Annotated in this window: 20 protein-coding genes and 1 tRNA gene; 18 read left to right on the top strand and 3 right to left on the bottom strand. The window is 63.5% G+C overall.

Features of this window, described 5'->3' with window-relative positions; genetic code table 11:
* The first annotated feature begins 67 nt into the window (after window positions 1-67).
* Window positions 68-661, top strand: coding sequence for a glycerol-3-phosphate 1-O-acyltransferase PlsY (gene plsY / locus P8014_RS07710; protein WP_337816733.1), 594 nt, complete (start codon window positions 68-70; stop codon window positions 659-661).
* Window positions 662-674: 13 nt separating this feature from the next.
* Here plsY and tsaD read toward each other — a convergent pair whose 3' ends face one another.
* Window positions 675-1,682, bottom strand: a complete 1,008-nt coding sequence (tsaD, locus tag P8014_RS07705; RefSeq protein WP_337816732.1) for a tRNA (adenosine(37)-N6)-threonylcarbamoyltransferase complex transferase subunit TsaD — start codon at window positions 1,680-1,682, stop codon at window positions 675-677.
* A gap of 249 nt (window positions 1,683-1,931) precedes the next feature.
* Between tsaD and rpsU the strand changes: the two genes are divergently transcribed.
* The 4 genes from rpsU (at window position 1,932) to hemE (ending at window position 5,358) form a co-directional block, all read left to right on the top strand.
* Complete coding sequence (gene rpsU, locus P8014_RS07700; protein ID WP_337816731.1) at window positions 1,932-2,147, top strand: 30S ribosomal protein S21; 216 nt, start codon at window positions 1,932-1,934, stop codon at window positions 2,145-2,147.
* A 19-nt stretch (window positions 2,148-2,166) separates the two neighbouring features.
* Complete coding sequence (locus tag P8014_RS07695) at window positions 2,167-2,628, top strand: GatB/YqeY domain-containing protein (protein WP_337816730.1); 462 nt, start codon at window positions 2,167-2,169, stop codon at window positions 2,626-2,628.
* A gap of 264 nt (window positions 2,629-2,892) precedes the next feature.
* Window positions 2,893-4,296 carry an FAD-dependent oxidoreductase gene (locus P8014_RS07690; protein WP_337816729.1) on the top strand — a complete coding sequence of 468 codons (1,404 nt, stop codon included), beginning with the start codon at window positions 2,893-2,895 and terminating at the stop codon, window positions 4,294-4,296.
* A 9-nt stretch (window positions 4,297-4,305) separates the two neighbouring features.
* Window positions 4,306-5,358 (top strand): uroporphyrinogen decarboxylase, encoded by a 1,053-nt coding sequence (hemE, locus tag P8014_RS07685; protein WP_337816728.1) that lies wholly within the window; start codon window positions 4,306-4,308, stop codon window positions 5,356-5,358.
* Between the two features lie 10 nt (window positions 5,359-5,368).
* Here the strand turns inward: hemE and P8014_RS07680 are convergent, their stop codons facing one another.
* Window positions 5,369-5,995 carry a hypothetical protein gene (locus P8014_RS07680; RefSeq protein WP_337816727.1) on the bottom strand — a complete coding sequence of 209 codons (627 nt, stop codon included), beginning with the start codon at window positions 5,993-5,995 and terminating at the stop codon, window positions 5,369-5,371.
* 34 nt (window positions 5,996-6,029) lie between these two features.
* The gene (locus tag P8014_RS07675; RefSeq protein ID WP_337816726.1) at window positions 6,030-8,618 is read right to left on the bottom strand and encodes a penicillin-binding protein 1A; all 2,589 of its coding nucleotides are present in this window, start codon (window positions 8,616-8,618) and stop codon (window positions 6,030-6,032) included.
* 177 nt (window positions 8,619-8,795) lie between these two features.
* Between P8014_RS07675 and P8014_RS07670 the strand changes: the two genes are divergently transcribed.
* The 13 genes from P8014_RS07670 to P8014_RS07610 form a co-directional block, all read left to right on the top strand.
* Window positions 8,796-9,857 (top strand): pilus assembly protein PilM, encoded by a 1,062-nt coding sequence (locus P8014_RS07670; protein ID WP_337816725.1) that lies wholly within the window; start codon window positions 8,796-8,798, stop codon window positions 9,855-9,857.
* A 1-nt stretch (window position 9,858) separates the two neighbouring features.
* Window positions 9,859-10,431, top strand: coding sequence for a PilN domain-containing protein (locus P8014_RS07665; protein WP_337816724.1), 573 nt, complete (start codon window positions 9,859-9,861; stop codon window positions 10,429-10,431).
* Window positions 10,432-10,434: 3 nt separating this feature from the next.
* Window positions 10,435-11,055, top strand: coding sequence for a type 4a pilus biogenesis protein PilO (locus P8014_RS07660; protein WP_337816723.1), 621 nt, complete (start codon window positions 10,435-10,437; stop codon window positions 11,053-11,055).
* On the top strand, window positions 11,052-11,606 hold the full coding sequence (locus P8014_RS07655; protein ID WP_337816722.1) for a pilus assembly protein PilP: 555 nt from the start codon (window positions 11,052-11,054) through the stop codon (window positions 11,604-11,606). The genes P8014_RS07660 and P8014_RS07655 overlap by 4 nt, the downstream gene beginning before the upstream one ends.
* 11 nt (window positions 11,607-11,617) lie before the next feature.
* Window positions 11,618-13,759, top strand: coding sequence for a type IV pilus secretin PilQ (gene pilQ, locus P8014_RS07650; protein ID WP_337816721.1), 2,142 nt, complete (start codon window positions 11,618-11,620; stop codon window positions 13,757-13,759).
* Between the two features lie 47 nt (window positions 13,760-13,806).
* Window positions 13,807-14,331: a shikimate kinase AroK gene (aroK, locus tag P8014_RS07645; RefSeq protein ID WP_337816720.1), complete on the top strand. Its 525-nt coding sequence runs from the start codon at window positions 13,807-13,809 to the stop codon at window positions 14,329-14,331.
* A 112-nt stretch (window positions 14,332-14,443) separates the two neighbouring features.
* Window positions 14,444-15,517, top strand: a complete 1,074-nt coding sequence (gene aroB, locus P8014_RS07640) for a 3-dehydroquinate synthase (RefSeq protein ID WP_337816719.1) — start codon at window positions 14,444-14,446, stop codon at window positions 15,515-15,517.
* A 3-nt stretch (window positions 15,518-15,520) separates the two neighbouring features.
* Window positions 15,521-16,678 (top strand): deoxyguanosinetriphosphate triphosphohydrolase, encoded by a 1,158-nt coding sequence (locus P8014_RS07635; RefSeq protein ID WP_337816718.1) that lies wholly within the window; start codon window positions 15,521-15,523, stop codon window positions 16,676-16,678.
* Between the two features lie 145 nt (window positions 16,679-16,823).
* Entirely contained in the window at window positions 16,824-21,287 is a 4,464-nt protein-coding gene (gene gltB, locus P8014_RS07630; RefSeq protein WP_337816717.1) for a glutamate synthase large subunit, read from the top strand.
* Window positions 21,288-21,416: 129 nt separating this feature from the next.
* Window positions 21,417-23,174, top strand: a complete 1,758-nt coding sequence (gene dnaG, locus P8014_RS07625; protein WP_337816716.1) for a DNA primase — start codon at window positions 21,417-21,419, stop codon at window positions 23,172-23,174.
* Between the two features lie 67 nt (window positions 23,175-23,241).
* Complete coding sequence (gene rpoD / locus P8014_RS07620; protein ID WP_337816715.1) at window positions 23,242-25,107, top strand: RNA polymerase sigma factor RpoD; 1,866 nt, start codon at window positions 23,242-23,244, stop codon at window positions 25,105-25,107.
* 80 nt (window positions 25,108-25,187) lie between these two features.
* Window positions 25,188-25,264 (top strand) — tRNA-Ile (locus tag P8014_RS07615).
* 177 nt (window positions 25,265-25,441) lie between these two features.
* On the top strand, window positions 25,442-26,565 hold a 1,124-nt coding region (locus P8014_RS07610; RefSeq protein ID WP_337816714.1), incomplete at its 3' end, for an integrase arm-type DNA-binding domain-containing protein.

The following is a 26,565-nucleotide window of genomic DNA, read 5'->3' as shown; positions in this document are numbered from 1 at the left end:
CGTGTCCGCTCACCTGCCTGCCATCGATCTCGGGTATCATGCCGACGCTCGCGAATACGGATTGCCTATGCCATACGACATTCTTCTGATCATCGGCGGCTACCTGCTCGGTTCGGTTTCGACGGCCGTTCTCACTTGCCGCCTGATAGGACTGCCCGACCCGCGCACCGAAGGCTCGCGCAACCCAGGCGCGACCAACGTACTGCGTCTCGGCGGCAAAAAAGCAGCCGTCATCACGCTGGGCGGCGATCTTGTCAAAGGCCTCCTCCCGGCCGCGGTCGCCACGGCGCTGGGCCGCCCCGAAGCCATCGTCGCCACCGTCGGCCTGGGTGCCTTCCTCGGCCATCTCTACCCGCTCTATTTCGGCTTCAAGGGCGGCAAGGGCGTCGCCACGGCGCTGGGTGCGCTGTTCGGACTCAACCCGCTGGTCGGCGGCCTGGTCGTACTCAGCTGGCTCGCCATGGCGCTGCTCACACGCATTTCCTCGGCCTCGGCGCTGGGTGCCTTCCTGCTCGCACCGGGCTATCTGTTCTGGATCACTGCAAATCCTGTCGCCACAGCCGTTCTGGCGTTCATCACCGCGCTCATCTTCTGGCGTCACCGCAAGAACATCCGCAACCTGATCGCCGGCACGGAACCGCGCATTGGCCGCAAGGCCTGAAAACACCGGCACCTCAACCGGCCAACTCGGACAACGGCCAACGCGGCGTCGCCCGGATCGCAAGATCGTCGGTCTGACCGGCCAGCAGCCGCTGGCAGCCGGCATAGGCGATCATGGCCCCATTGTCGGTGCAGAACGCCGGGCGTGGAAACGAAACACTCGCACCGAGTTCGGCCTCCAGTGACGCCATGCGCTCACGCAAGCGCCGGTTGGCACTGACCCCTCCGGCCACCACCAGACGCCGCCGCCCCGTCTCACGCAGGGCACGCCGACATTTGATCGCCAGAGTGTCCACCACCGCGTCCTCGAAGGCCCGCGCCACGTCGGCGCGTCCTTGCTCGTCGTCGCCCACTTCGGTCGCGGTATTGAGCGCATAGGTCTTGAGGCCGCTGAAGCTGAAATCCAGACCCGGCCGATCGGTCATCGGCCGTGGAAACCGGAAGCGTGCGGGATCGCCGTGCTCAGCCAGGGCGGCCAGTGCCGGCCCGCCCGGGTAGGACAGACCGAGCAGCTTTGCGGTCTTGTCGAACGCTTCACCGGCGGCATCGTCGACGCTTTGCCCGAGCAGGCGGTACTCGCCCACGCCGGCGACATCGACCAGTTGCGTGTGCCCACCCGACACCAGCAGCGCGACGAAGGGAAACTCCGGCGGATCTGGTTCAAGCATGGGAGCGAGCAGATGGCCTTCCATGTGGTGCACGCCGACCGCCGGCACGCCCCATCCGAGAGCCAGGCTGCGGCCGACGGACGCGCCGACCAGCAGCGCGCCGATCAGGCCGGGACCGGCCGTGTATGCCACCGCGTCGGGGCGTTCGATATCGGCCTCATCCAACACCCGGCGCACCAGCGGCAGCAAACGGCGCACGTGGTCGCGCGAAGCCAGCTCCGGCACCACGCCCCCATAGACCGCGTGCAGATCGATCTGGCTGTACAGCGCATGCGCGAGCAGGCCGCTGCGCGGCTCATACAGCGCCACCCCGGTCTCGTCGCAGGAGGTTTCGATGCCAAGCACTCTGTTCATGTAAAGTTCACGGTTCCAGTTGATTTGTGTGCGCTCAGATCAAACCATCACTGACGCCTACGAGCGCCGGCCCGGCAGCGCTCGGGCCGCAAATACTACATGAGCGAACTCCCCGCCCACATTTGTATCCGCCGCACTGGCATTTCCCGGACTCAAGTCTTAGAATGCCGGGTTCCGCGGTCCCGCTGCGTAGGCATTACTGCGTCCGGGCCGTGCATTATCCCAGATTCCAGGAGTTAGAGAGTTCGTATGCCGAATGTCCGCGTGAAAGAGAACGAGCCCTTCGAGGTCGCCCTGCGTCGCTTCAAGCGTACCTGCGAAAAAGCCGGCGTGCTCACCGAAGTCCGCCGCCGCGAGTTCTACGAGAAACCCACCTCTGTGCGCAAGCGCAAGGCTGCGGCCGCGGTCAAGCGCCAGCTCAAGCGCGTTTCGCGCGAGAACGCCCGCCGCGTCCGCCTGTACTGAGCGCAGGGGCAAACGACCGATGTCGGACGCCTCCTCCCCGCTCAAGACGCGCATTGCCGAAGACGTGAAAGCCGCCATGCGCGCCGGCGCGCGTGAACGCCTGGGCACGCTGCGCGGCATCATGGCCGCGCTCAAGCAGATCGAAGTCGACACGCGCGAGCCGCTGGATGACGCCGGTACGATTGCCGTGCTTGACAAACTCGCCAAACAGAGGCGGGAATCGATCGAACAGTTCGGCAAGGCCGGGCGCAACGATCTCGTCACACGCGAAGCCAGCGAACTCGAGATCATTCAGGAATTCCTCCCGCCGCCTCTGGACGAATCCGCGATCGAGACCCTGCTCCGGGAGGCGATCGCCGAAACCGGCGCCGTCGGCATGAAGGACATGGGCAAGGTCATGGCCAAACTGCGGCCTGAGCTGCAGGGACGCGCCGACATGGCGGCGGTCAGCGCCCAACTCAAGGCGCGCTTGGCTGGCTGAACACAACCCGCCGCAGGATGCGGGCGATAGGCAGCGCAATCGCCGTTGTGCGAGCATTGCGACTGCACGCCGCCAGGCTCTGCCGGACGGTCGCACGAAACTTAAGCTGTCGGCGCGAGGTTGATCGTGCGGCGGCAGGGACGGCGCCTCCTCTCCTCCACGGGCTTGACCCGACGGTGAGCGCATGGCCGCCGCCCCGCCTCCCCGCGGTACGTCGCGCGCACGGCACACCGCTCATCAGCGTTCTTGAACAGGTGGTTTCCCATGGCGAAGCCCATGCAGTTCCTCGAAATTCCCCGCCAGGATCCGGGCAAGAAACCGGCGGCGGAGCGCATTCTGGAATTCAAGGAAATCTATGGCCATTTCGACAGCGACTCGGCCGCCGCCCAGGCTGGTCGCTGCCTCGCCTGCGGCAACCCGTACTGCGAGTGGAAGTGTCCAGTCCACAACTACATCCCGAACTGGCTCAAGCTGATCTCCGAAGGCCAACTGTTCGCCGCGGCGGAGATGTCGCACCGCACCAATTCCCTGCCCGAAGTGTGCGGCCGCGTGTGCCCGCAGGACCGCCTGTGCGAAGGCGCCTGCACGCTCAATGACGGCTTCGGCGCGGTCACCATCGGCTCGATCGAGCGCTACATCACCGACGAGGCACTCAAGGCCGGCTGGCGGCCGGACCTGTCGCACGTCGTCGACAGCGGCAAGCGCGTCGCCATCGTCGGCGCCGGCCCGGCGGGCCTCGGCTGCGCCGACATTCTCGCGCGCAACGGCGTCAACGCCGTGGTCTACGACCGCTACGCCGAGATTGGCGGCCTGCTGACCTTCGGCATCCCACCGTTCAAGCTGGAGAAGGATATCGTACGCATCCGCCGCGAACTGCTCGAGGGGATGGGCGTCGAATTCGTGCTGAACACCGAGGTCGGCAGCGACCTTCCCTTCCAGCAACTGCTGGACGAGTACGACGCGGTGTTTCTCGGCATGGGCACCTACACCTACATGAAGGGAGGCTTCCCGGGGGAAGAACTGCCCGGCGTGCACGAAGCCCTGCCCTATCTGATCTCCAACATCAACCGCGAACTCGGTCTGGAAAAGCATCCGCAGGACTTCGTCGACATGCGCGGTCAGCGCGTCGTGGTCCTGGGCGGCGGAGACACCGCCATGGACTGCAACCGCACCGCCGTACGACAGGGCGCGGCCAGTGTGATCTGCGCCTACCGCCGCGACGAGGAGAACATGCCCGGTTCGCGGCGCGAGGTGGCCAACGCGCGCGAAGAAGGCGTGCAATTCCTATTCAACCGCCAGCCGGTGGAGATCGTCGGCGACGGCCGCGTGGAAGGCGTCAAAGTGATCAGCACCCGGCTCGGCGAACCCGACGCGCGCGGCCGGCGACGGCCCGAACCGATCCCCGGTTCGGAGGAGATCCTGCCCGCCGACCGTGTCGTCATCGCCTTCGGCTTCCGTCCGAGCCCGGCGCCGTGGTTCGCAGACTTCGGCATCGACATGCATGCCGACGGGCGCGTCGCTGCCAATAACAGCGGCATCGTCTTTCAGACCAGCAATCCCAAGGTCTTCGCCGGCGGCGACATGGTGCGCGGCTCGGATCTCGTGGTCACCGCCGTGTTCGAAGGACGCGAGGCGGCCCAGGGCATTCTCGATTACCTCGAAGTCTGAGCCACAGTCATGACCTCGCCACTGCACAATGACCGGCTGCTGCGTGCACTGCTACGCCAGCCGGTCGACGCCACACCGATCTGGATCATGCGCCAGGCGGGCCGCTACCTGCCCGAGTACCGTGCCACACGTGAACGCGCCGGCAGCTTCATGAACCTGTGCCGCACGCCCGAGCTGGCCTGCGAAGTGACCCTGCAGCCTCTGGAGCGCTTCCCGCTGGATGCTGCGATCCTGTTTTCAGACATTCTCACCGTGCCCGACGCCATGGGCCTGGGACTGCATTTCGTGGAAGGAGAGGGGCCACGTTTCGAACGCCCCGTGCGCACAGCGGCCGAAATCGCCGCCCTGGCCGCACCAGACCCCGAGCTGGAACTGGGCTACGTCACCGACGCGGTACGCGTGATCCGACGCGAACTCGACGGGCGCGTGCCGCTGATTGGCTTTTCCGGCAGTCCGTGGACGCTTGCCACCTACATGGTCGAAGGCGGCTCGAGCAAGGAATTCGCGCGCGTCAAAGGCCTGCTCTACGATGACCCCGCCACATTACACAGACTGCTCGGCGTACTCGCCGACGCCGTCGGCGCCTACCTCAACGCACAGATCGCCGCTGGTGCCCAGGCAATAATGATCTTCGACACCTGGGGGGGATCGCTGACTCCGGTAGGCTACCGCGAGTTCTCGCTGACCTATATGCAGCGCATCGTCGAGAGCCTGCAGCGCGAAAGCGAAGGTCGTCGCGTACCGGTCACGCTGTTCACCAAGGGCGGCGGACAGTGGCTGGAGTCCATGGCCGACAGCGGCTGCGACGCGCTGGGCCTGGACTGGACCACGGATATCGGCGATGCGCGCGCCCGTGTCGGCGGCAAGGTGGCATTACAGGGAAACCTGGATCCCACTGTACTTTACGCCTCGAACGAGCGAGTGGCCGAAGAGGCCCGCAGGGTACTGACATCCTTCGGCGATGGTCCCGGCCATGTATTCAATCTGGGCCACGGCATCCACCCGGCCATCGACCCGGAGCGCGTCGCAGCCCTGGTCGATGCCGTTCACGCCGGCATTTAGCTGGCCTCGTTCAGACCACCAATCGCCCTTCATCAAGGACATCCGCAAGCCGCGCCTCGACCAGAGCGGTCACTTCGGCGATGTCGGCGCGGCGCATGGGGCGCCCATCGACTGGGCTGGTGGGGGCCTGGCGCAGGCCGTCCAGCGGGAACACAACCACCTCGACCTCCGCCGCACCGATCCGCAGCAGCACGCTGGGCAGGTTCTGCTGCACGCCCGCGACACACTGGACCCGCTCCGCCTCGCGGTAGCGCAGGCCCCGCTCCATCAGCGCGAACAACAAATCTTCCGGGGTATCGGCGAAGACATGCAGCGTGGCGCGTGCACCGGCACCAGCGGTGCCCTTGAGCACTGCGCCCACCAGACGCGGCTCGAAGTCCTTCAGGCGCCCCATCACCTTCAGCGCAACTTCTCGCAGCTCCTGTAACTCGGCCAACTCGTTCTCATCTGCGAACAGCCGGCGCCGCTCCAGCGACGCTGCCTCGATTTCCGCGTTCGAAGGCAGGTTGGTACGGCCGTCGATCAGCAGACGCTGGCCCGCCTTGCGCTTGGCCGTCGCATAGTCGCGGATGCCCTCATCGAGCATGAGGCGCGCGCATTCCTGAGCGATCAACTCACGTTCACGCTGTTCGGACATCCCCCCTCCTGCACAACCACGCCCGAGTCCAAACTCAGTAGAGCTGCTGCGTAAGCCCGCTGTTACCCTGCGGTGTCGCCTCAGTACCCGCCGTGTTGCGCGGCGTATCGGCCCTCGGCACACGGTCCTGGCGGAAGGTCTCGAACACCGCATCCGCTTCGCCCGGACGCGCCAGCAGTCCTGTCTTGGGATCGATCTTGACCGTCACGATACCCGGCGGCTGTGGCATGGTCGACTCCGGCGCCCCCTTCAACGCGGCCCCCATATACTTGATCCACATTGGCAGAGCCGCGCGTGCGCCGGTCTCGGCATGCCCCAGCGGCTTGTTGTCGTCGAAACCGACCCAGGCCGTGGTCACCAGCCTTGAGTCGAAACCACTGAACCAGGCATCCACCTGCTCGTTGGTGGTGCCGGTCTTGCCGGCCAGATCACTGCGGTGCAGGGACAGGGCCGCGCGACCGGTACCGTGACGGATGACGTCCTTGAGCATGCTGGTCATCTGGTAGGCGTTGCCCGCGGTGATGACGCGCTCGGCCGGCCTGACGGGCGGCGGCTTTACGGCGACGAGCGGCGTGACGCTGGTCGGCACGGCCAGGCTGGTGGACGGAGCAACGGTCGTCGCCGGCGCCGGAGCTGCCGTCGCACTCGTGCCCATCGCATCCGATGCAGCGGGTGCCGGTTTCGGGCAGTTCGGCTCGCAGACCGTCGGATGATCGGCGTAATACAGCACGCTGCCGTCCTCGGCGACGATGCGATCGAGATAGTACGGCTTCACACGATAGCCGCCGTTGGCGAACACAGCGTAGCCGGTCGCCATCTCCAGTGGCGTCACGCTGGCACTGCCCAGCGCCAGCGTCAGGTTGTGCGGCAGACGGGCGGGATCGAAGCCGAAGCGCGAGACGTACTTGAGCGCGTAGTTGATGCCGATGGTCTGCAGCACTCGGATCGAAACAAGATTCAACGACTCGACCAGACCGATACGCAGACGCGTCGGGCCGTTGAAGCGGCGCTCGTAGTTCTCCGGGCGCCACACGCCTTCCAGCGCCGAATCCTTGATCACCACCGGCGCATCGTTGACCAGCGTGGCCGGAGTGAAGCCGTCATGCAGCGCAGCGGAGTAGATGAACGGCTTGAAGCTCGAGCCCGGCTGACGCATGGCCTGAGTGACACGGTTGAACTTGCTGGCGTAGTAGTCGAAACCACCGACCATGGCGACGATCGCGCCGCTGTCCGGATCCAGGGATACCAGCGCGCCCTGCACCTTGGGCACCTGGGTCAACTGCCACTGCCCGCCGTCCTCGCGGACCCGGACCACGTCGCCGGGCTTGACCACGTCGGAGGCCCTGGTCGGCGGGTTGCCGATCAGGTTGCGGTTGATGAAGGGACGCGCCCAGCTCAGCCCCTTCCAGTCCAGGGTGACCACCTGTCCCGGCCCGAGATAGACCTGCGCGGACTTGTCCCCGACATCGACGACCACCCCCGACTCCAGGCCTCCGACCGGAGGATGTTTCTGCAGCACTTCGTCCCACGCGCCCACGTCAGGCCGGCCGGAGCCCTTGGTCTTGCTGGCCTTGTCGGTCTTGTCCTTCGCGGCTGCCGTCATGGATATGCGGAAGGCCTTGAGCGTGACCGGATCGAGCTTGATCCGCGCTTCCGGACCACGGTAGCCATGGCGTTCGGTGTAGGCGACCAGATCGTCATGCAGCGCTCGATTGGCCGCCGCCTGATCCTTGGCACGGATAGTGGTATATACCTTAAAGCCGTCTGTATAGGCACGGTCGCCGTAGCGCTGCACCATTTCGGCGCGCACCATTTCGGCAACATAGGGTGCATGCACCTGGACATTGGCAGCATGCAGGGAGGCGGTGATCGGCTGCTGCAACGCCGACTGGAACTGGGCGTCAGAGATGTACCCCAAGTCGTGCATGCGGGTCAGCACGTATTTGCGCCGCTCCAACGCCCGGCGCGGGTCAGCCAGCGGATTGTAGGCGGAAGGCGCCTTTGGCAGACCGGCAATCATCGCCATCTGCGCGAGGGTCAGATCCTTCACGCTCTTGCCGTAGTACACGTGCGCCGCCGCCCCGATACCGTAGGCTCGGTTGCCGAGGTAGATCTTGTTCAGATAGAGCTCCAGGATCTGATCCTTGGTGAGCGCCTTTTCGATCTTGAGCGCGAGCATCAGTTCGCGAATCTTGCGCGTGTAGGTCTTACGGTCGCTGAGGAAGAAGTTGCGCGCCAGCTGCATGGTAATGGTACTACCGCCCTGGACTTTGCGGCCCGTGCGAATAAGCTCGTAGGTGGCGCGCAGCAGGCCGCGAATACTGACGCCGGGATGCTCGTAGAAACGAGCGTCCTCGGCAGCGAGAAAAGCGTGGACCAACTGAGGCGGGACCTGATCGAAATGCAACGGATCACGGCGCTTTTCGCCATACTCCGCCATAAGCTCGCCATCTGCGCTATATATCTTCAGCGGTACCTGGAACTGCACGTCGCGCAGGGCCGTAACATCCGGCAGATTTGGCGCAAAATAGAGATAAGCGGCCACCGCGAATAAAGCGCCAAGACTGAAAAGACCCGCGAAGACGGCTAGAAAGGCGCGAAGAAGCTTGCTGAGGACTCTCATGACGGGGTTATTATGCGGTCGTTGGGCTTGCGCGGCTATGGGGCAACTTATCAAACCTCAAAAAAACCTCATCAACAAGACTTTGCATATTAACAGCGATTTTTTATAGACTTGTCGTAAGTTTCTAATGAAAAGTCTACATAAGAAACACAAACGACGGTATTGAAGGGGAACAGCGTGTCGCTCCTGAGACCCAAGAAACAGCCGCTGCTGGGCATCGATATCAGCTCCACCTCGGTGAAGCTGGTCGAGCTATCGCAGCAAGGCGCCAACTATCGCGTCGAGGCATACACCGTTGAGCCGTTGCCCATTAACGCCGTCGTCGAGAAGAACATCGCCGACGTCGAAGGCGTGGCGGCAACGATCAAAAGGGCGTTGAAAAAGGCGGGCACGCGCAACAAGCAGTGCGCGCTCGCTGTCGCCTCCTCCGCAGTGATCAGCAAGAACATCACCCTCCCTGCCTCCATCAAGGAAGCCGACATGGAGGGCCAGATCCAGATCGAGGCCGACCAGTACATTCCCTATGCACTGGAAGAGGTCAACCTGGATTTCGAGGTAATCGGCCCCACCGAAGGCAACCCGGACTCACTGGACGTGCTGCTGGTGGCCTCACGCAGCGAAAACGTCGAGATTCGCGTCGGCGCCGCCGACCTCGCCGGCATCGTACCGAAAGTCGTCGACGTCGAATCCTATGCAACCGAAAACGCCGCCCTACTGTGCCGCGACCAGTTTCCCGAGGAGGGTCGGGGCAAAGTCATTGCGGTGGTAGATGTCGGCGCGACCATGACCGGCATCACGGTGCTCGAGGACGGCGCGATCACATATACCCGCGAGCAACCCTTCGGCGGCAAACTTCTCACCGAGGACATCATGCGCCGCTACGGCCTGTCCTACGACGAGGCCGGCCTCGCCAAGAAAGAAGGGCAGCTGCCGGAAAACTACGTTCCTGAAGTGCTCGAGCCTTTCAAGGACAACATGGCGCAGCAGGTGCACCGCTTCCTGCAGTTCTATTTTGCCGCCAGCGAACATCAGACCGTCGACTACATTCTTCTCGCCGGCGGCTGCGCCTCCATCCCCGGCATCGACGAGATGATCGAATCGCGGCTGGGCATGCCCACAGGCGTCGCCAATCCCTTCGGCCGTATGTCGATCGCCTCGCGCGTGAATGCCCAGCGTCTGGGCAGCGACGCCCCCGCCCTGATGATCGCCTGCGGACTCGCCATGAGGAGCTTCGACTGAAATGGCGCACATCAATCTACTACCCTGGCGTGCGGAACGACGTAAGCAACAGCAAAAGGAATTCGGCGCGCTCGCACTGTTTGCGGCCATCGTTGCGGGCGTGATCTTCTTGCTTGTGCATACCTACATGCAGGGACTCATCCAGTACCAGAACGACCGCAACCAATATCTGCGCAATGAGATCACCATTCTCGACAAGAAGATCGCCAAGATCAAAGAATTGGACAAGACAAAACGCGCCTTGCTCAACCGTATGAAGATCGTCGAACAACTCCAAGCGAGCCGCCCCGGCGTGGTGCACATGTTCGACCAAATGGTATCCACGCTGCCGCCCGGCCTGTATCTGAGCGACTTCGTGCAAAAGGGCAGCAGCATCAGCATCAGCGGTACGGCCGAATCCAATGCGCGTGTGTCCGCCTACATGCGCAATCTCGACGCCTCACCCTGGTTTGCCAACTCCAGACTCCAGGTCATCACGACGACGAACACGCCGATTGGCAAGGTCAGCGAATTCAAACTGACGGTGCAGCAATCATCTCCGTCGGACAAGAAGAAAGACGGCAAGGGGAACTAAGCCATGGATCTCTCCCGTCTCCGTGAAATCGACCTGGACGAACTCAGGAACCTCGACTTCAACAACATCGGCACGGCGCCGATCTGGATCAAAGGCTTCGTCATCGCCGTACTGATGATCGTAATCCTGGGCGCCGGCTACTATTTCGACACCAGCAGCCAGCGCACCGATCTGGAACGCCTGCAACAGCAGGAGAAGACTCTGCGGGGCCAGTTATCGATCAAGGCCCGTCGCGCAGCCAATCTCAAAGTCTACGAAAAGCAGTTGAACGAAATGCGCACGTCCTTCGGCAAGATGCTGGAGCAACTACCGAACAAGACAGAAATTCCGGGCCTGCTGGTCGACATCTCGCAGACCGCGCTGTCCAGCGGACTGGCCATCGACACCTTCCGTCCGGAAGCCGAAAAGAAACAGGGCTTCTACGCGATCAAACCCATCCAGATCCAGGCACGCGGCACGTATCCCGAAATCGCCAGATTCGTCAGTGAAATCGCCGCGCTGCCGCGCATCGTCACACTGGGCGACATCTCCCTCAAACCGACCAGCAAGAAGTCGAACCAGTTGGTCATGGGCGTCACCGCGCGGACTTATCGCTACCTGCCGAACGGAGGCCGTGGACAATGAGCACCCGCAAGCGGCAGCCCCAATACGCCTCGCTGCGCTGGTGGCGCATGTTCGGAATCGCGGCGCTCGGCCTCAGCCTCAGCGCCTGCGGGCACAGCATGTCGGACCTCGAGCAGTGGGTCGCCAAGGAAAAGGCTCAGCCGGGCGGTCACGTACCCGCAATTCCGCAGGTCTCGCCCTACCAGAGCTACACCTACCCCGGGCACACCCGCGATCCCTTCGACACCAACGTGCTGCAGCAGCTTTACAACAAGGCGCACAGAGGCAAGGCCGAAATCGACCCGAACCGTCCGCGGCAGTATCTTGAACAATTCCCGCTGGACAGCCTCAAGATGGTCGGCACCCTGACCGATAAGGGAACCACCTACGGACTGATACAGGTTCCCGACGGCGCCATACAACGGGTTACCGTCGGTCAGTACATGGGCCAGCACAGCGGCAAGATCACCGAAATCACGCCGACCAGCGTCAAATTGCGCGAGATCGTCCCGGACGGCTTTGGTGGCTACAAGGACCAAAGTGCCTCGATCGCGATGAGCAAAGAACAATGAGGAAGAGCGAAATGTTTCACTCGACGGCAACGGGCTACTCCCCCTCAACCGCGTTGGCGCGAGCCTTGCGGACTTTGCGCTGGTCGCTGGCCAGCATGCTCCTGCTAGCGCTGGCTCCCGCCCTGGCGCAGGCAAACACTCTTGAGTCGATCAACAGCACCCCGCTGCCCGACAACAAACTTGAGGTCATCCTGGGCTTCTCCGCGCCACCGCCCGCTCCGCTCGGATTTACCATCGAGAGTCCGGCCAAGATCGCGCTCGACTTCACAAACACCAAACTCGGCCTATCCAGGCGCAGCTACAATATCGACGTCGGCGCCGTCAGCAGCGTCACCACAGCCGAAGCCGGCGGCAGGACCCGCCTGGTCTTCAACCTGACCAATTCCGTTCCCTACAAAACCCGCATCGACGGCAACAAACTCATCGTTACGCTGAGTACCTCCACCGTTTCGCAGAGCGTCAACGGCGGCGGCAATACCGCACATTTCGGCAAAGCCTCCACCGCCACAAGCAAGAACAACTCCATATCCAACATAGAGTTCCACCGCGGCAAGGACGGCGGCGGCCTGATCACCCTCACCTTGGGCGATCCCAACCAAGCCATCGATCTGACCCAACGTGCCGGCAAGATCATCATCAACGCCTACAATGCGCAGATTGCCAAGAAGCTGCAGCGGCGCATGATCGTCAGCGACTTCGGCACGCCGGTTTCCTCAATCGATACGCGCCAGAACGGCGACAACGTCCAGTTCGTAATCAACGCTAGCGGCGACTACGAACAACTCGCCTACCAGGCTGACAACAAGTTCACCATCGACATCAAGCCGCAGGCGCAGACCACTGCCGGCGGCGCTCCCGTCAAGCCCAAGTATACCGGCCAGCGCATTTCGCTGAACTTCCAGAACATTGCGGTGCGCTCCGTGCTGCAGTTGCTGGCCGACTTCACGGGTCTGAATATCGTGGTCAGTGACGCGGTCACCGGCAATGTCACGCTGCGCCTGAAGAACGTGCCCTGGGATCAGGCCCTGGCCATTATCCTTCAGTCCAAGGGGCTGGCCGAACGTCGCACCGGCAACGTCATCATGATCGCCCCGGCCAAAGACATCGAGGCCCAGGAGCAGCAGCAGATCCAGGCCCAGCAGGCGATGCAGAGGCTCGCCCCGATGCACACCGAGATCTTCCAGATCCGCTATACCAAAGCTGACGCCCTGGCCTCACTGCTCAAGTCGATCCAAACCTCGCTCAGCGGCAGTGGTGGCAACGCTCAGCAGACCAACAGCGGCGTGTCCGGACTGTCCTCGCGCGGCTCCGTGGTAGCCGATGCGCGCACCAACTCGCTGATTGTGCGCGACACCGACCAGGGCTTGGCCAACGTGGCGCAGTTGATCCAGCGCCTGGACGTACCGGTCAAGCAGGTCCTTATCGGCTCCCGCCTGGTCTACGCCAAGAAATCCTTCAGCCGTGACCTCGGCGTCAACTTCGGCATCACAGCTCCCGGACGTCAGGGCGGTGGTCAGGGCGGCTCGGAAGGCTTCGGTATCGGGGGCAGCCCGAACGGCCAGCTGTTCAACGTGAACCTGCCTGCCTCCTCGCCGACCTCGGCCTTCGGCCTGAGCCTGGCCAAGCTGAGTTCGACCTTCAACCTAAGCCTGGAGATCAGTGCGGCGGAGCAAGAAGGCAACGTACGTCAGATATCCAATCCCCGCGTGATCACCGCCAACGACCAGGCGGCGATGATCCAGCAGGGCGTGCAGATCCCCTATCAGGAATCCACTTCAAGCGGCGCCACCAGCATATCCTTCAAGACCGCCGCGCTCAAGCTCCAGGTGACACCGCACATCACGCCTAACGACCGCATCCTGATGGACCTCGACGTCAGCAACGACAGCGTCGGCGGCATCTACGATGGCGTGCCCAGCATCAACACCCAGGAAGTTAAGACCCAGGTCATGGTCGACAACGGCCAGACCGTGGTGCTCGGCGGCATCTATCAGGAAGACAAGGAACACACGACCAACAAGGTGCCGTTCTTCGGCGATCTGCCGGTGCTGGGCAACCTGTTCCGCAACAACGTCGACACCAAGACCCGCAACGAGTTGCTGATCTTCATTACGCCGAAGATCATCAACAACAACCTCTCGCTCACACAGTAACCACACTCGCCCGGGCCGGCATCAAGCCGGCCCGGGCACCGCCGTCCATGACGAGTACCCGCAACGTCTTTCTGATCGGCCCGATGGGCGCCGGCAAGACCACGGTCGGGCGACGCCTGGCGCACATGCTCGGGCTCGACTTCGTCGACAGCGACGCCGCCATCATCGAACGCACCGGCGTCGACATCGCGACCATCTTCGATATCGAGGGCGAGACCGGCTTTCGCGATCGCGAAAGTCGGCTCCTCGATGAACTCACCGCTCGCCAGGGTATCGTACTCGCCACCGGCGGCGGCTCCGTGTTGCGCGAGGCGAACCGCACTCTGCTCAAGACGCGCGGCTACGTCATCTACCTGACGGTACCGCTCGAACTTCAGCTGCGCCGCACACGGCGTGACCGCAAGCGCCCTCTGCTGCAGACCGCCAATCCTCGAGCCCGCCTGGAGCAGCTCAACCGCGAGCGCGATCCGCTATACCGTGAAACCGCACACCAGGTCGTGGACACCCAACGCAACGACAGCCAGAGGCTGGCACGAAATCTCGCCGAACACGTCAGAGGACTGACGTATTAGACGCACGCGACAGCATAGCTGCCGATAGATTCCAACTCTAATTTCATCGCGGTTTTTCAACATCCAGTCAGACGCCGTCGACGGCGGTCAGGCGATCCATTAGTATCCCTCCATGCTCACCTTCAACGTCGACCTTGGTACACGCAGCTATCCGATCCACATCGGTAGCGGGCTTCTGAACCAACCAGAGCTGCTGCGCGACGCCATTCCCGGCCGCAGCGCAGTCATCATCAGCAACGAGACCGTCGCGCCACTATATCTTGAAACCATCCGCTCCCATCTCGACGACCTGCACGTCGGCGAGATCGTGCTGCCGGACGGCGAGGCGCACAAGAACCTCGACACCTTGAACACGATCTACACGGGGCTGCTCGAACGGCATTTCGACCGCAACACCACCCTGATAGCCCTTGGTGGCGGTGTAGTCGGGGACATCACAGGCTTTGCCGCGGCCAGCTACCAGCGCGGCGTACACTTCATACAGATACCCACCACGCTGCTGGCACAGGTCGACTCCTCGGTCGGCGGCAAGACCGGCGTCAACCATCCGCTGGGCAAGAACATGATCGGCGCCTTCCATCAGCCGCGCGCCGTCATCATCGACACCGCCACACTGAATACCCTGCCCGACCGCGAACTCAGCGCTGGACTGGCCGAAATCATCAAATACGGTCTACTCGGCGACGCCGAGTTCTTCGCCTGGCTGGAGCAAAACATAGGCCGCCTGCGCGAACGCGACTCCGCAGCCCTCGCCTACGCCATCGAGCGCTCCTGCCGCGACAAGGCCACCATCGTCGCCGAGGACGAGCACGAACGGGGCACTCGCGCTCTACTCAACCTCGGCCATACCTTCGGACACGCCATCGAAACCGGATTGGGCTACGGCCGTTGGCTGCACGGCGAAGCGGTCGCCTGCGGCATGCTGATGGCAGCTCGCATGTCCGAGCGACTGGGCTGGCTGGACGAGCCCTCCGTGCAGCGCACGGAGAAACTACTACTCGCCGCGAAACTGCCTACCGCCCCCCCGCCGGAACTGAGCGCTGCCCGCATGCGCGAACTCATGGCTGTCGACAAGAAGGTCATCGACGGCACCCTGCGCCTGGTGCTGCTTCACGGCATCGGCTCGGCCGCGGTGACCGCTGATTTCGCCCCGGCTGCGCTCGACGCCGTGCTCGAACGGCGCTGAGACATGCCCGAACCGGCATCGCTTGCGCCGTATGCCGCTAACGATGCCCGTTCCCGCGGGCGGCAGCACCGGGAGCCCTCCCCCAGCTACCGTAGCCAATTCCAGCGCGACCGCGACCGCATCATCCACAGCGCGGCTTTCCGCCGCCTTGAATACAAGACCCAAGTCTTCGTCAATCACGAAGGCGATCTCTTCCGTACCCGCCTCACTCACTCCCTGGAAGTCGCCCAGATCGCACGTTCGATCGCCCGCTCCCTGCAACTCAACGAAGATCTAACCGAAGCCATCGCGCTCGCCCACGACCTCGGCCACACCCCCTTCGGCCATGCAGGACAGGATGCTCTCAACCGCTGCATGTCGCCATATGGGGGCTTCGAGCACAACCAGCAGTCCCTGCGTGTGGTCGACGAACTCGAGGAAAAGTACGCCGACTTCGACGGCCTGAACCTCACCTACGAGACCCGCGAGGGTATTCTCAAACACTGCCCCAGGGAACAGGCACAACACCTCGGTGAAGTCGCCGCCCGCTTCGTCCACGGCGGCCAACCGACGCTCGAAGCCCAGCTCAACAATCTCGCCGACGAAATCGCCTACAACAACCACGACATCGACGACGGCCTGCGCGCCAACCTCATCACCATTGATCAACTGCGAGAACTGACGCTGTTCAACGAAGCCTATGAAGAGGTCACACGCAGCTACACGGAGCTGGACACGCGTCGCCTCATCCACGAGGTCGTGCGCCGCATGATCAACCGCCTGGTGACCGATCTCGTGCAAACCTCCCGCACACGCATCACCGAAGCGGCTCCCGCCGACGTCGAAGAGGTCCGCGCCCTGCGCCAAGCTCTGATTGCCTTCAGCGAACCGGTGCGAACGGCCAACCTTGAACTCAAGCGCTTCCTACGCTCGCACATGTACCGTCACTACCACGTGCGCCGCATGACCACCAAAGCCCAACGCGTGGTCGTCGCGCTGTTCGACGCCTTCATGCAGGACCCGCTGCTGCTACCGCCGGACGTGCAGCACAAGACACAAACCCTTGATGCGGATTCGGAGCGACACCGCGCCCGCGCCATCGCCGACTACATCGCCGGCATGACCGACCGCTACGCCTTCACCGAACACGCGCGGGTATTCGACCCGCTGCACCCTGCCTGAAGTCACCTCCGGTTCGACCGCCGACAGACATCGGCATTGGGCGCAGATTGAACAGCATGGACCGCTGCCTCTATACTGGACGGCCGACTTTTCCGGACGCGCGGTTTACTCCGTGCGACTTCCCAGTGCTTCAGGAGTGGCTCGCATGACTGCCCTACCCACTTCACGCGGTCTCTATCGCCCCGAATTCGAACGCGACAACTGCGGCTTCGGCCTCATTGCCAACATGGACGGGCATGCCAGCCACTGGGTGCTCGAAACGGCCATCGGCGCACTTGCGCGCATGACCCACCGTGGCGCCATCGCAGCCGACGGCAAGACCGGCGACGGCTGCGGCCTGCTGCTGAAAAAGCCTGACGCCTTCCTGCGCGCAGCAGCCACCGAGCAGGACATCGAACTCACCGAACTGTATGCCGCCGGCGTGGTGTTCCTCGACCTGGACGACGCGCGCGCGCAAACCGCCCGCCGGACGCTGGAAGCGGAACTACAGACCGCCGGCTTACAGACCGCCGGCTGGCGCGAAGTACCCACCAATTCCGAGGCCTGCGGTGAAATGGCGCTGCGCAGCCTGCCGCGGATCGAACAGATCTTCGTCAATGCACCGACCGGCACAGACGAAGCCGCCTTCGAGCGCGCGCTGTTCATCGCCCGCCGCCGTGCCGAACAGACGCTACGCCCGCAGGACGACGTGTTCTACGTACCCAGCCTGTCCTCACGCGTGATCAGCTACAAGGGACTGGTCATGCCGGCCTATCTGCCGGAGTTCTACCTCGACCTCAAGGACGAACGCCTGGAAACCGCGCTGTGCGTATTCCACCAGCGCTTCTCCACCAACACGCTGCCGCAGTGGCGCTTGGCCCAGCCGTTTCGCTTCCTCGCCCACAACGGCGAGATCAACACCATCCGTGGCAACCGCAACTGGGCCAAGGCACGCGCACACACGCTGTCCAGCCCGCATCTGCCCGACCTCAGCGAATTCACGCCGCTGGTATCGATGAGCGGCTCCGACTCGAGTTCCATGGACAACATGCTCGAAGTCCTGCTGGCCGGCGGCATCGACATACTGCGCGCCATGCGCCTGCTGATTCCGCCTGCCTGGCAGAACATGCAGCATGTCGACACCGACCTGCGCGCCTTCTACGAGTACCACTCCATGCACATGGAGCCCTGGGACGGACCGGCCGGCGTAGTATTGACCGACGGCCGCCACGCCGCCTGCTGCCTGGACCGCAACGGCCTGCGGCCCGCGCGCTACGTGATCACCCGCGACCGCCACATCACCCTGGCCTCCGAGATCGGCGTATACGACTACGCGCCCGAGGACGTGGTCACCAAAGGCCGGCTCAAGCCCGGTCAGATGCTGGCCGTCGACACCGAGACCGGCGAGCTGCTGCTGCCGCACATGATCGACGAGAGGCTCAAGAATCGCCGCCCCTACCGGGAATGGCTGGATCGCAACTCGCGCACTCTGCCGCGCCTGGAGGGCGAGGATACCGTCGCCCCGACGCTGGACGCGCAACGCCTACGCGCCTACGAAAAACTGTTCAACGTCACTTTCGAGGAGCGCGACCAAGTACTGCGCGTGCTGGCCGAGGCCGGCCAGGAAGCGATCGGTTCAATGGGCGACGACACACCGTTCCCGGTGCTGTCGAGCCAGGTCCGCTCCCTGTTCGACAACTTCCGTCAGCAATTCGCGCAGGTCACCAATCCACCAATCGACCCATTGCGCGAAAGCATCGTAATGTCGCTCGAAACCAACCTCGGCCATGAGCGCAACCTGTTCGAGGAGGAGGCCGACCACGCCGCACGGCTGGTCATGAGCACGCCGGTGCTGTCCGAGATGCGTCTGCAGCAACTGCAGACACTGCCCTACGCCGACCTGCGCCATTACCGCATCGACCTCAACATCCCCGTCGGCAGCGACCTCAGGCAGGCCATCGCCGACATCTGCGCGGAAGCCGCGCAGGCCGTGCGCGACGGACAGCCCATCATCATCCTGTCCGACCGCGACATCGCCCCCGACCGCATCCCCGTACCCGCCGCGCTGATCACCGGCGCACTGCACCACCACTTCATCGAACAGGGTCTGCGCTGCCGATCCAACATCGTCGTCGACACGGCCACCGCCCGCGACCCGCACCAGATTGCCGTGCTGATCGGCTATGGCGCCACCGCCGTGTGCCCCTATCTGGCCTACCAGAGCCTGCAAGGTATGCGCCGCAGCGGCGAGATCGAGGACAAGACCGACGGTGAACTGGGCGCCGGCTATCGCCGCGGCATCCATAAGAGCCTGTACAAGATCATGTCCAAGATGGGCATCTCGACCATCGCCAGCTATCGCGGCGCACAGTTGTTCGAGATCGTCGGCCTGCACGACGACGTCGTCGACACCTGCTTCGCGGGCACGGTCAGCCGCATCCAGGGCATCAACTTCGAAGACATCGCCGAGGACCTGAACAAGCTGTCCAAGGCGGCTTGGAACCCGCGCAAACAGCCCGGCCAGGGCGGCCTGCTCAAGTACATACACGGCGGCGAATACCACGCCTACAACCCAGACATCGTTCAGACCATGCACAAGGCCGTGGTCAGCGGCAGCATGGACGACTGGCAGGCTTACGCCGAACTGGCCAACGAGCGCCCCGCCATGGTGCTGCGCGACCTGCTGCGCCTGCGCGACGACGTCAAGCCGATCCCGCTCGAAGAGGTCGAGCCGGTCGAGGCGATCGTCAAGCGCTTCGACTCCGCCGGGATGTCGCTCGGCGCACTCTCGCCCGAGGCGCACGAAACCCTGGCCGAGGCCATGAACCGCCTCGGTGCGCGCTCCAACTCCGGCGAGGGCGGCGAGGACGCCGCGCGTTACGGCACCGAGCGCATGTCCAAGATCAAGCAGATCGCTTCGGGCCGTTTCGGCGTCACGCCTCATTATCTGGTCAACGCGGAAGTGCTGCAGATCAAGGTCGCCCAGGGCGCCAAGCCCGGCGAAGGCGGCCAGCTGCCCGGCCACAAGGTCAACGACCTGATCGCCCGCCTGCGCTTCGCGCGGCCCGGCGTGGCGCTGATCTCGCCGCCCCCGCATCACGACATCTACTCGATCGAGGACCTCGCCCAGCTCATCTTCGACCTCAAGCAGGTCAACCCACAGGCACTGGTCTCGGTCAAGCTTGTGTCCGAAGCCGGCGTCGGTACGGTCGCCGCGGGCGTGGCCAAGGCCTATGCCGACCTGATCACCATCTCCGGCTACGACGGCGGCACCGGCGCCAGCCCGCTGACCTCGGTCAAATACGCCGGAGGCCCCTGGGAACTCGGCCTGTCCGAGGCGCATCAGACGCTTCGCGCCAACGGCCTTCGCGACAAGGTGCGCCTACAGACCGACGGCGGCCTCAAGACCGGGCTGGACGTCGTCAAGGCCGCCATTCTGGGCGCCGAGAGCTTCGGCTTCGGCACAGGCCCTATGGTCGCCATGGGCTGCAAATACCTGCGCATCTGTCATCTGAACAACTGCGCCACCGGCGTGGCCACGCAGGACAAGGTGCTGCGCATGCACCACTTCGTCGGCAAGGTCGAAATGGTGATGAACTACTTCCGCCTGATGGCCGAAGAGACCCGCCAATGGATGGCACGCCTCGGCGTGCGCAGCCTCACCGACCTCATCGGCCGCACCGACCTGCTCGAAACCTCGCCAGGCAACACCCCGCGCCAGGGCCGGCTCGACCTCAGCCAGCTTCTGTCCGACGGCGGGGTGCCGGTCGACGTGCCACGATTCTGCGTCGAGCCGCACAACGAACCGTTCGATACCGGCGAACTGGCCAAACGGATGATAGCCGACATGCTGCCCAGCATCGAAGCCGGGACCGGCGGCGAGTTCCATTACGAGGTAAAGAACGTCAACCGCTCCATCGGCGCACGCATCTCCGGCGAAATCGCCCGCCGCCACGGCAACTACGGCATGGCCAAGCAGCCGCTGGAAGTGCGCCTGCGCGGTACCGCCGGCCAGAGTCTGGGCGTATGGAACGCCGGAGGCCTGCATCTCTATCTCGAGGGTGACGCCAACGACTACGTCGGCAAGGGCATGGCCGCCGGCAAGCTCGTGGTCTACCCGTCCCCGGCCAGCACCTTCCGCAGCCACGAAGCCGCCATCATCGGCAACACCTGCCTGTACGGCGCCACCGGCGGCAAGCTGTTCGCCGCCGGCGTGGCCGGCGAGCGCTTCGGGGTGCGCAACTCCGGCGCACTCGCCGTAGTCGAAGGCGCAGGCGACCACGCCTGCGAATACATGACCGGCGGCGTCATCGCCATCCTTGGCTCCACTGGCGTCAACTTCGGCGCCGGTATGACCGGCGGATTCGCCTTCGTACTCGATCTGGACAACGACTTCGTCGACCGCTGCAACCACGAGCTGGTCGACCTGCACCGCCTCGACCCCGAGCACATGGAGGCGCCGCGCCTCTACCTGCGCGGGCTCATCGAGGAACACGCGCAGGAAACCGCCAGCGCCTGGGCCCAGGAGATTTTGGCCAACTTCAAGCGCTATCTGCCGCGCTTCTGGCTGATCAAACCCAAGGCCTCGGAGCTGTCCAGCCTGATCAACACGCTCAGCGAAGCCGCCTGAGTCTCCGCCGGGCGGCGGCCATTCTCCGCCCGGCAGCCGATCCACCCGTAGCGAGCACAGCGCGCCGGCATCCTGCTATGATTTCCAGCAGTCCCCGCGCGTCGCCGTCGCGCTCTTTCCTGCGCCATCATGTCCCTAATTCCGCAGCGCTTTATTGACGATCTGCTCGCCCGTACCGACATCGTCGAAATCATCAATGAGCGCGTCCCCCTGAAACGCTCCGGGCACGAATACAAGGCCTGCTGCCCGTTTCACGACGAAAAGACGCCCTCCTTCTACGTCAGCCCGCAGAAGCAGTTCTACCATTGCTTCGGCTGCGGCGCGCACGGCACCGCACTCGGCTTTCTGATGGACTACGAGCACCTCGATTTCGTCGAGGCGATCGAAACCCTGGCCGGCCAACTGGGCCTGGACGTACCCCGAGAAGGCGGCGACGCCGCACCGCGGCGCGACGAGGGGCGCGACGCGCTGTACGCCGCACTGGACGCCGCCGGACAGTGGTACCGCCAGCAGTTGTCACGCCAGCCCCAGGCCATCGACTACCTCAAACAACGAGGCCTTGACGGCGAAACCGCCAAGCGCTTCGCCCTGGGTTACGCGCCGGCTGGCTGGGACGGTCTGCTGCGTGCGCTCGGCAGCCAGCACCGGCGCGAACACCTCGAGGAAACCGGCCTGCTCGCCCGCAAAGACGAACGCGTCTACGACCGCTTCCGCGAACGCATCATGTTCCCCATCCGCGACACGCGCGGACGTATCATCGGCTTCGGCGGCCGCGTGCTCGACGACGGCACGCCCAAGTACCTCAACTCGAACGAAACACCGCTGTTCCACAAGGGACGTGAACTCTACGGACTCTACGAAGCACGCCAGTCCCGCGCGCCGCTGGACAGCATGCTCATCGTCGAAGGCTATATGGACGTCATCGGCCTAGCGCAACTCGGGGTGAACAACGCCGTCGCCACGCTCGGCACCGCAACCACACGCGATCACCTGCAACGCCTGTTTCGCATCGTCGACCGCCTGGTGTTCTGCTTCGACGGCGACCGCGCCGGACGCCAGGCCGCCTGGCGCGCGCTGGAGCAGACCATCCCGATCATGGCCGACGGACGCGAAGCGGTCTTCCTGTTTCTGCCCGACGGCGAGGACCCCGACAGCTTCGTCCGTCAACACGGACGGGAGGCCTTCGACCGGCTGCTGCGCGAAGCCACGCCGCTGTCGCGTTTCCTACTCGACGAACTGACCGAGCGCCACCCCGGAGCGACCATGGAAGCGCGCGCCGCACTGCTGCACGAAGCTCAAGGCCTGCTGCACGAACTCGACGACGGCGCACTCAAGACGCAGCTGGTCGACGCCCTGGCGCTGGAAACGCACATCAATCCAGAACGCGTCGCACAGACGCTGCGATCCGAGCCCAAAGCCACGGGAGGTGACGCTCGGCGCCCTACCGTCAACCGCAGCCAGAGCGTACACCGCACCCCCATCCGCACGGCGATCGCCCTGCTGCTCGCCCACCCGCAGCTGACGGCCGGTCTGCCGGAAATGGACGAGCTGCCCAGCGGAGAAGGCATTCAGGGACTACCCTTGCTACATGAACTCCTTGAAACCGTACGTGACAATCCCAATATCACAACGGCAGGTCTCCTGGAACGCTGGCGCGGACGCCCTGAACTGCCCCACCTCACCCGGCTGTTGGAGTGGACCGTCATTCAGGGAGATGAGGCTTTGGCCGCCGAATTCCGGGACGCGATCGAGCGCATACGCGAACAGCACGTTTCGCAGCGTCTCGACGCGCTACTCGCGCACGCGCGCCGGCACGAGCTCGACGCAGCTCAGAAGCAGGAACTAAGCGCCCTGCTGGCACAAACACGCAGTGCACGTCGAGATTAAACTGGCTAGAGTCTCAGCCCGTGTACTACAATGTCCAGTTCAATTTGATTTTTACGGTATCCCATTCATGCAGCACGAAGAGCAGCAGTCCCGACTCAAGGAACTGATCGCACGGGGAAAGGAGCAGGGTTTCCTGACCTATGCCGAAGTCAACGATCATCTACCTGACAGTATCGTCGACCCCGAGCAGATCGAAGACATCATCGGCATGATCAACGACATGGGGATCACCGTACACGAGGTGGCCCCGGATTCCGACAGCCTGATCCTATCCGATTCCGACGTTGCGCCCGATGAGGACGTCGCCGAAGAGGCCGTCGCCGCGCTGACCAGCGTCGACAGCGAATTCGGCCGCACCACCGATCCCGTGCGCATGTACATGCGCGAGATGGGCACCGTGGAGCTGCTCACCCGAGAGGGCGAAATCAAGATCGCCAAGCGCATCGAGGATGGACTCGCCCAGGTGCTGTTCGCGCTCGCCCACTATCCGCAGTCCATCGCCGGCCTGCTGGTCGAGTTCGACCGCGTCGAGAATGGCGACGCCAAGCTCACCGACGTCGTACAGAGCTTCATCGATCCCAACGCCGAGCCCGAAGAAATTCCCACGCCGGCGCAGAAGACCAGCGCCAACGCGAACAACGGCAGCAGCGACAACGATTCCGGCAGCGACTCGGACAGCGACGATGACGACGACTCGGACGACGAGCCAGCCGACACTGGCCCCGATCCCGAAGAGGCACGCGAGCGCGTAGCCAAGCTGCGCGGCCTGTTCGACAAGGCGCGCAAGGCCATGCTCAAGGGCGACCGCGAGAAATACGCCGACCTGCGCCAGGAGACTGCCAGCTACTTCATGGAGTTCAAGCTCACGCAACGCGTGATCGACGACCTCGTGAATCAGCTGCGCACGACCATCGAAATGGTTCGCGAGCAGGAACGCCACGTCATGGACCTGTGCGTGCGCCGCGCGCGCATGCCGCGCAAGATATTCATCGACAGCTACCCGGGCCGTGAGACCGATCTCGGCTGGCTGGACGAACGCCTGCAGGCGCCAAACGCTCAGAAGTTCGCCGATGATCTGCGCGAACTTGCCGACGAGATCCACCACGCCCAGAAAAAACTCAAGGCCATCGAGGAAAACGCCAACCTCCCGATCCAGGAGATCAAGGAGATCAACCGGCGCATGTCCATCGGCGAGGCCAAGGCCCGCCGCGCCAAGAAGGAAATGGTCGAGGCCAACCTGCGCCTGGTGATCTCCATCGCCAAGAAGTACACCAACCGCGGCCTGCAGTTCCTGGACCTCATCCAGGAAGGCAACATCGGCCTGATGAAAGCGGTCGACAAGTTCGAGTACCGCCGCGGCTACAAGTTCTCGACCTATGCCACCTGGTGGATCCGGCAGGCCATCACCCGTTCCATCGCTGACCAGGCCCGTACCATCCGCATCCCGGTGCACATGATCGAGACCATCAACAAGCTCAACCGCGTCTCGCGGCAGATGCTCCAGGAGATGGGTCGCGAAGCGACGCCCGAGGAACTGGCCGAACGCATGGAGATGCCGGAGGACAAGGTCCGCAAGGTGCTCAAGATCGCCAAGGAGCCGATCTCCATGGAGACGCCGATCGGCGACGACGAAGATTCGCATCTGGGTGACTTCATCGAAGACATCAACGTCATGTCTCCAGTCGACTCGGCCACCAGCGACAGCCTCAGCGAGACCACCCGCCAGGTGCTCGGTTCGCTGACGCCGCGCGAGGCCAAGGTCCTGCGCATGCGCTTCGGCATCGACATGAATACCGACCACACGCTGGAGGAGGTCGGCAAGCAGTTCGACGTCACCCGCGAGCGCATCCGCCAGATCGAAGCCAAGGCCCTGCGCAAGCTGCGCCACCCCACCCGCTCCGAGCTGCTTCGCAGCTTCCTCGAAGCGGACTGAAGAGCAGAAGGCGAAGGCGGCATACTTGCCGCCTTCGCCCATTCCGGTTAAAAGCTTCTTCTGTTTCCCACCCAGTCAACGGGCCTGTAGCTCAGTCGGTTAGAGCAGGGGACTCATAATCCCTTGGTCCTCGGTTCGAGTCCGAGCGGGCCCACCACCTTCCTTACCAAGACTGTCCGATATCATCCAAGACATCGCCAAAGAATGGCGCCACACATAGGTTTTGTGTCCGCGCCAATCCGAGGCGATCCGCTTGAATCCAAGCAAAAAGTGAGTCAAAGTGTGAGTCAACAAGGAGCCGAACCCTCGTTTGACTCACATTTGGCTGACTCACATGCTGACCGACACCAAAATCCGCACGCTCAAACCACAGTCCAGCGCCTACCGTGTCGCCGACTCCAACGGGCTGTGCATCGAGGTCAGACCATCCGGCGCAAAGGCCTGGCGCTATCGTTACCGTTACGCCGGCAAGGCCAGCATGATCACCCTGGCCGAATACCCCAGCATGACGCTAAAGGAAGCCCGCGACGAGCGGGACAGGCTCCGAGCGCTGGTCAAAGGCGGCAGCAACCCCGCCCTAGTGGCACGAATCGAACGAGCCACCAAGGTTGAGCAATCGGCTACAACCTTCGGCGCTATCGCCTTGGAGCTTCTCGAAAAGCGCGCCAGGGAAGGCTTGTCCCCCGGGTCGGTCAAACGGGAACGTCGGCACATCGAAAAAGATATGGCCGGCATTCGAGAAATCCCGATCACCCAAGTCACAGCACCTATCCTGCTCGAAGAGTTGCGCAAGCTGGAACGCCGAGGAGTGGTTGAAACAGCGCACCGCGCTCGCGCATTAGCTGGCCGCGTCTTCAACTACGCCATCGCCACAGGTCGCGCCACCACCAATCCCTCAGAAAGCCTCGACGGTGCCCTGGAGCAGGCCAAGCCCAAACACCTTGCAGCGATCACCGACCCTGAGCGCATCGGCGCCCTACTACGCGATATTCATGGCTACCATGGTTCGCCGATCACTCAAGCCGCCTTAAAGCTCGCTCCACTAGTATTTGTGCGGCCCGGAGAACTACGCAAAGCCCGCAAGGCTGACATCGACCTCACCAAACACGAATGGCACTTTATCGTCAGCAAGACTGGCACGCCGCACATCGTACCGCTCAGCAGGCAGGCCGTTGAAATCATCAAAGGCGTACTACCTTTGAGCGGCAATAGCGAATACGTGTTCCCGGGTATCCGCAGCCTACGCAGACCCATGAGCGAAAACACCATCACGGCAGCCCTGCGCTACATGGGCTACGACGGCAACACGATGACTAGCCATGGATTCCGCGCCATGGCGCGTACGGTGTTGGATGAAGTCCTTGGCTACCGTCCCGACTTCATAGAGCAGCAGCTTGCCCATGCCGTGCGCGACCCACTGGGGCGCGCCTACAACCGCACCAAACATCTCGCCGAGCG

The sequence above is a fragment of the Acidihalobacter sp. genome (assembly GCF_037381185.1).
Lineage (GTDB): Bacteria > Pseudomonadota > Gammaproteobacteria > DSM-5130 > Acidihalobacteraceae > Acidihalobacter_A.
This window is presented reverse-complemented; position numbering and strand designations above follow the sequence as displayed.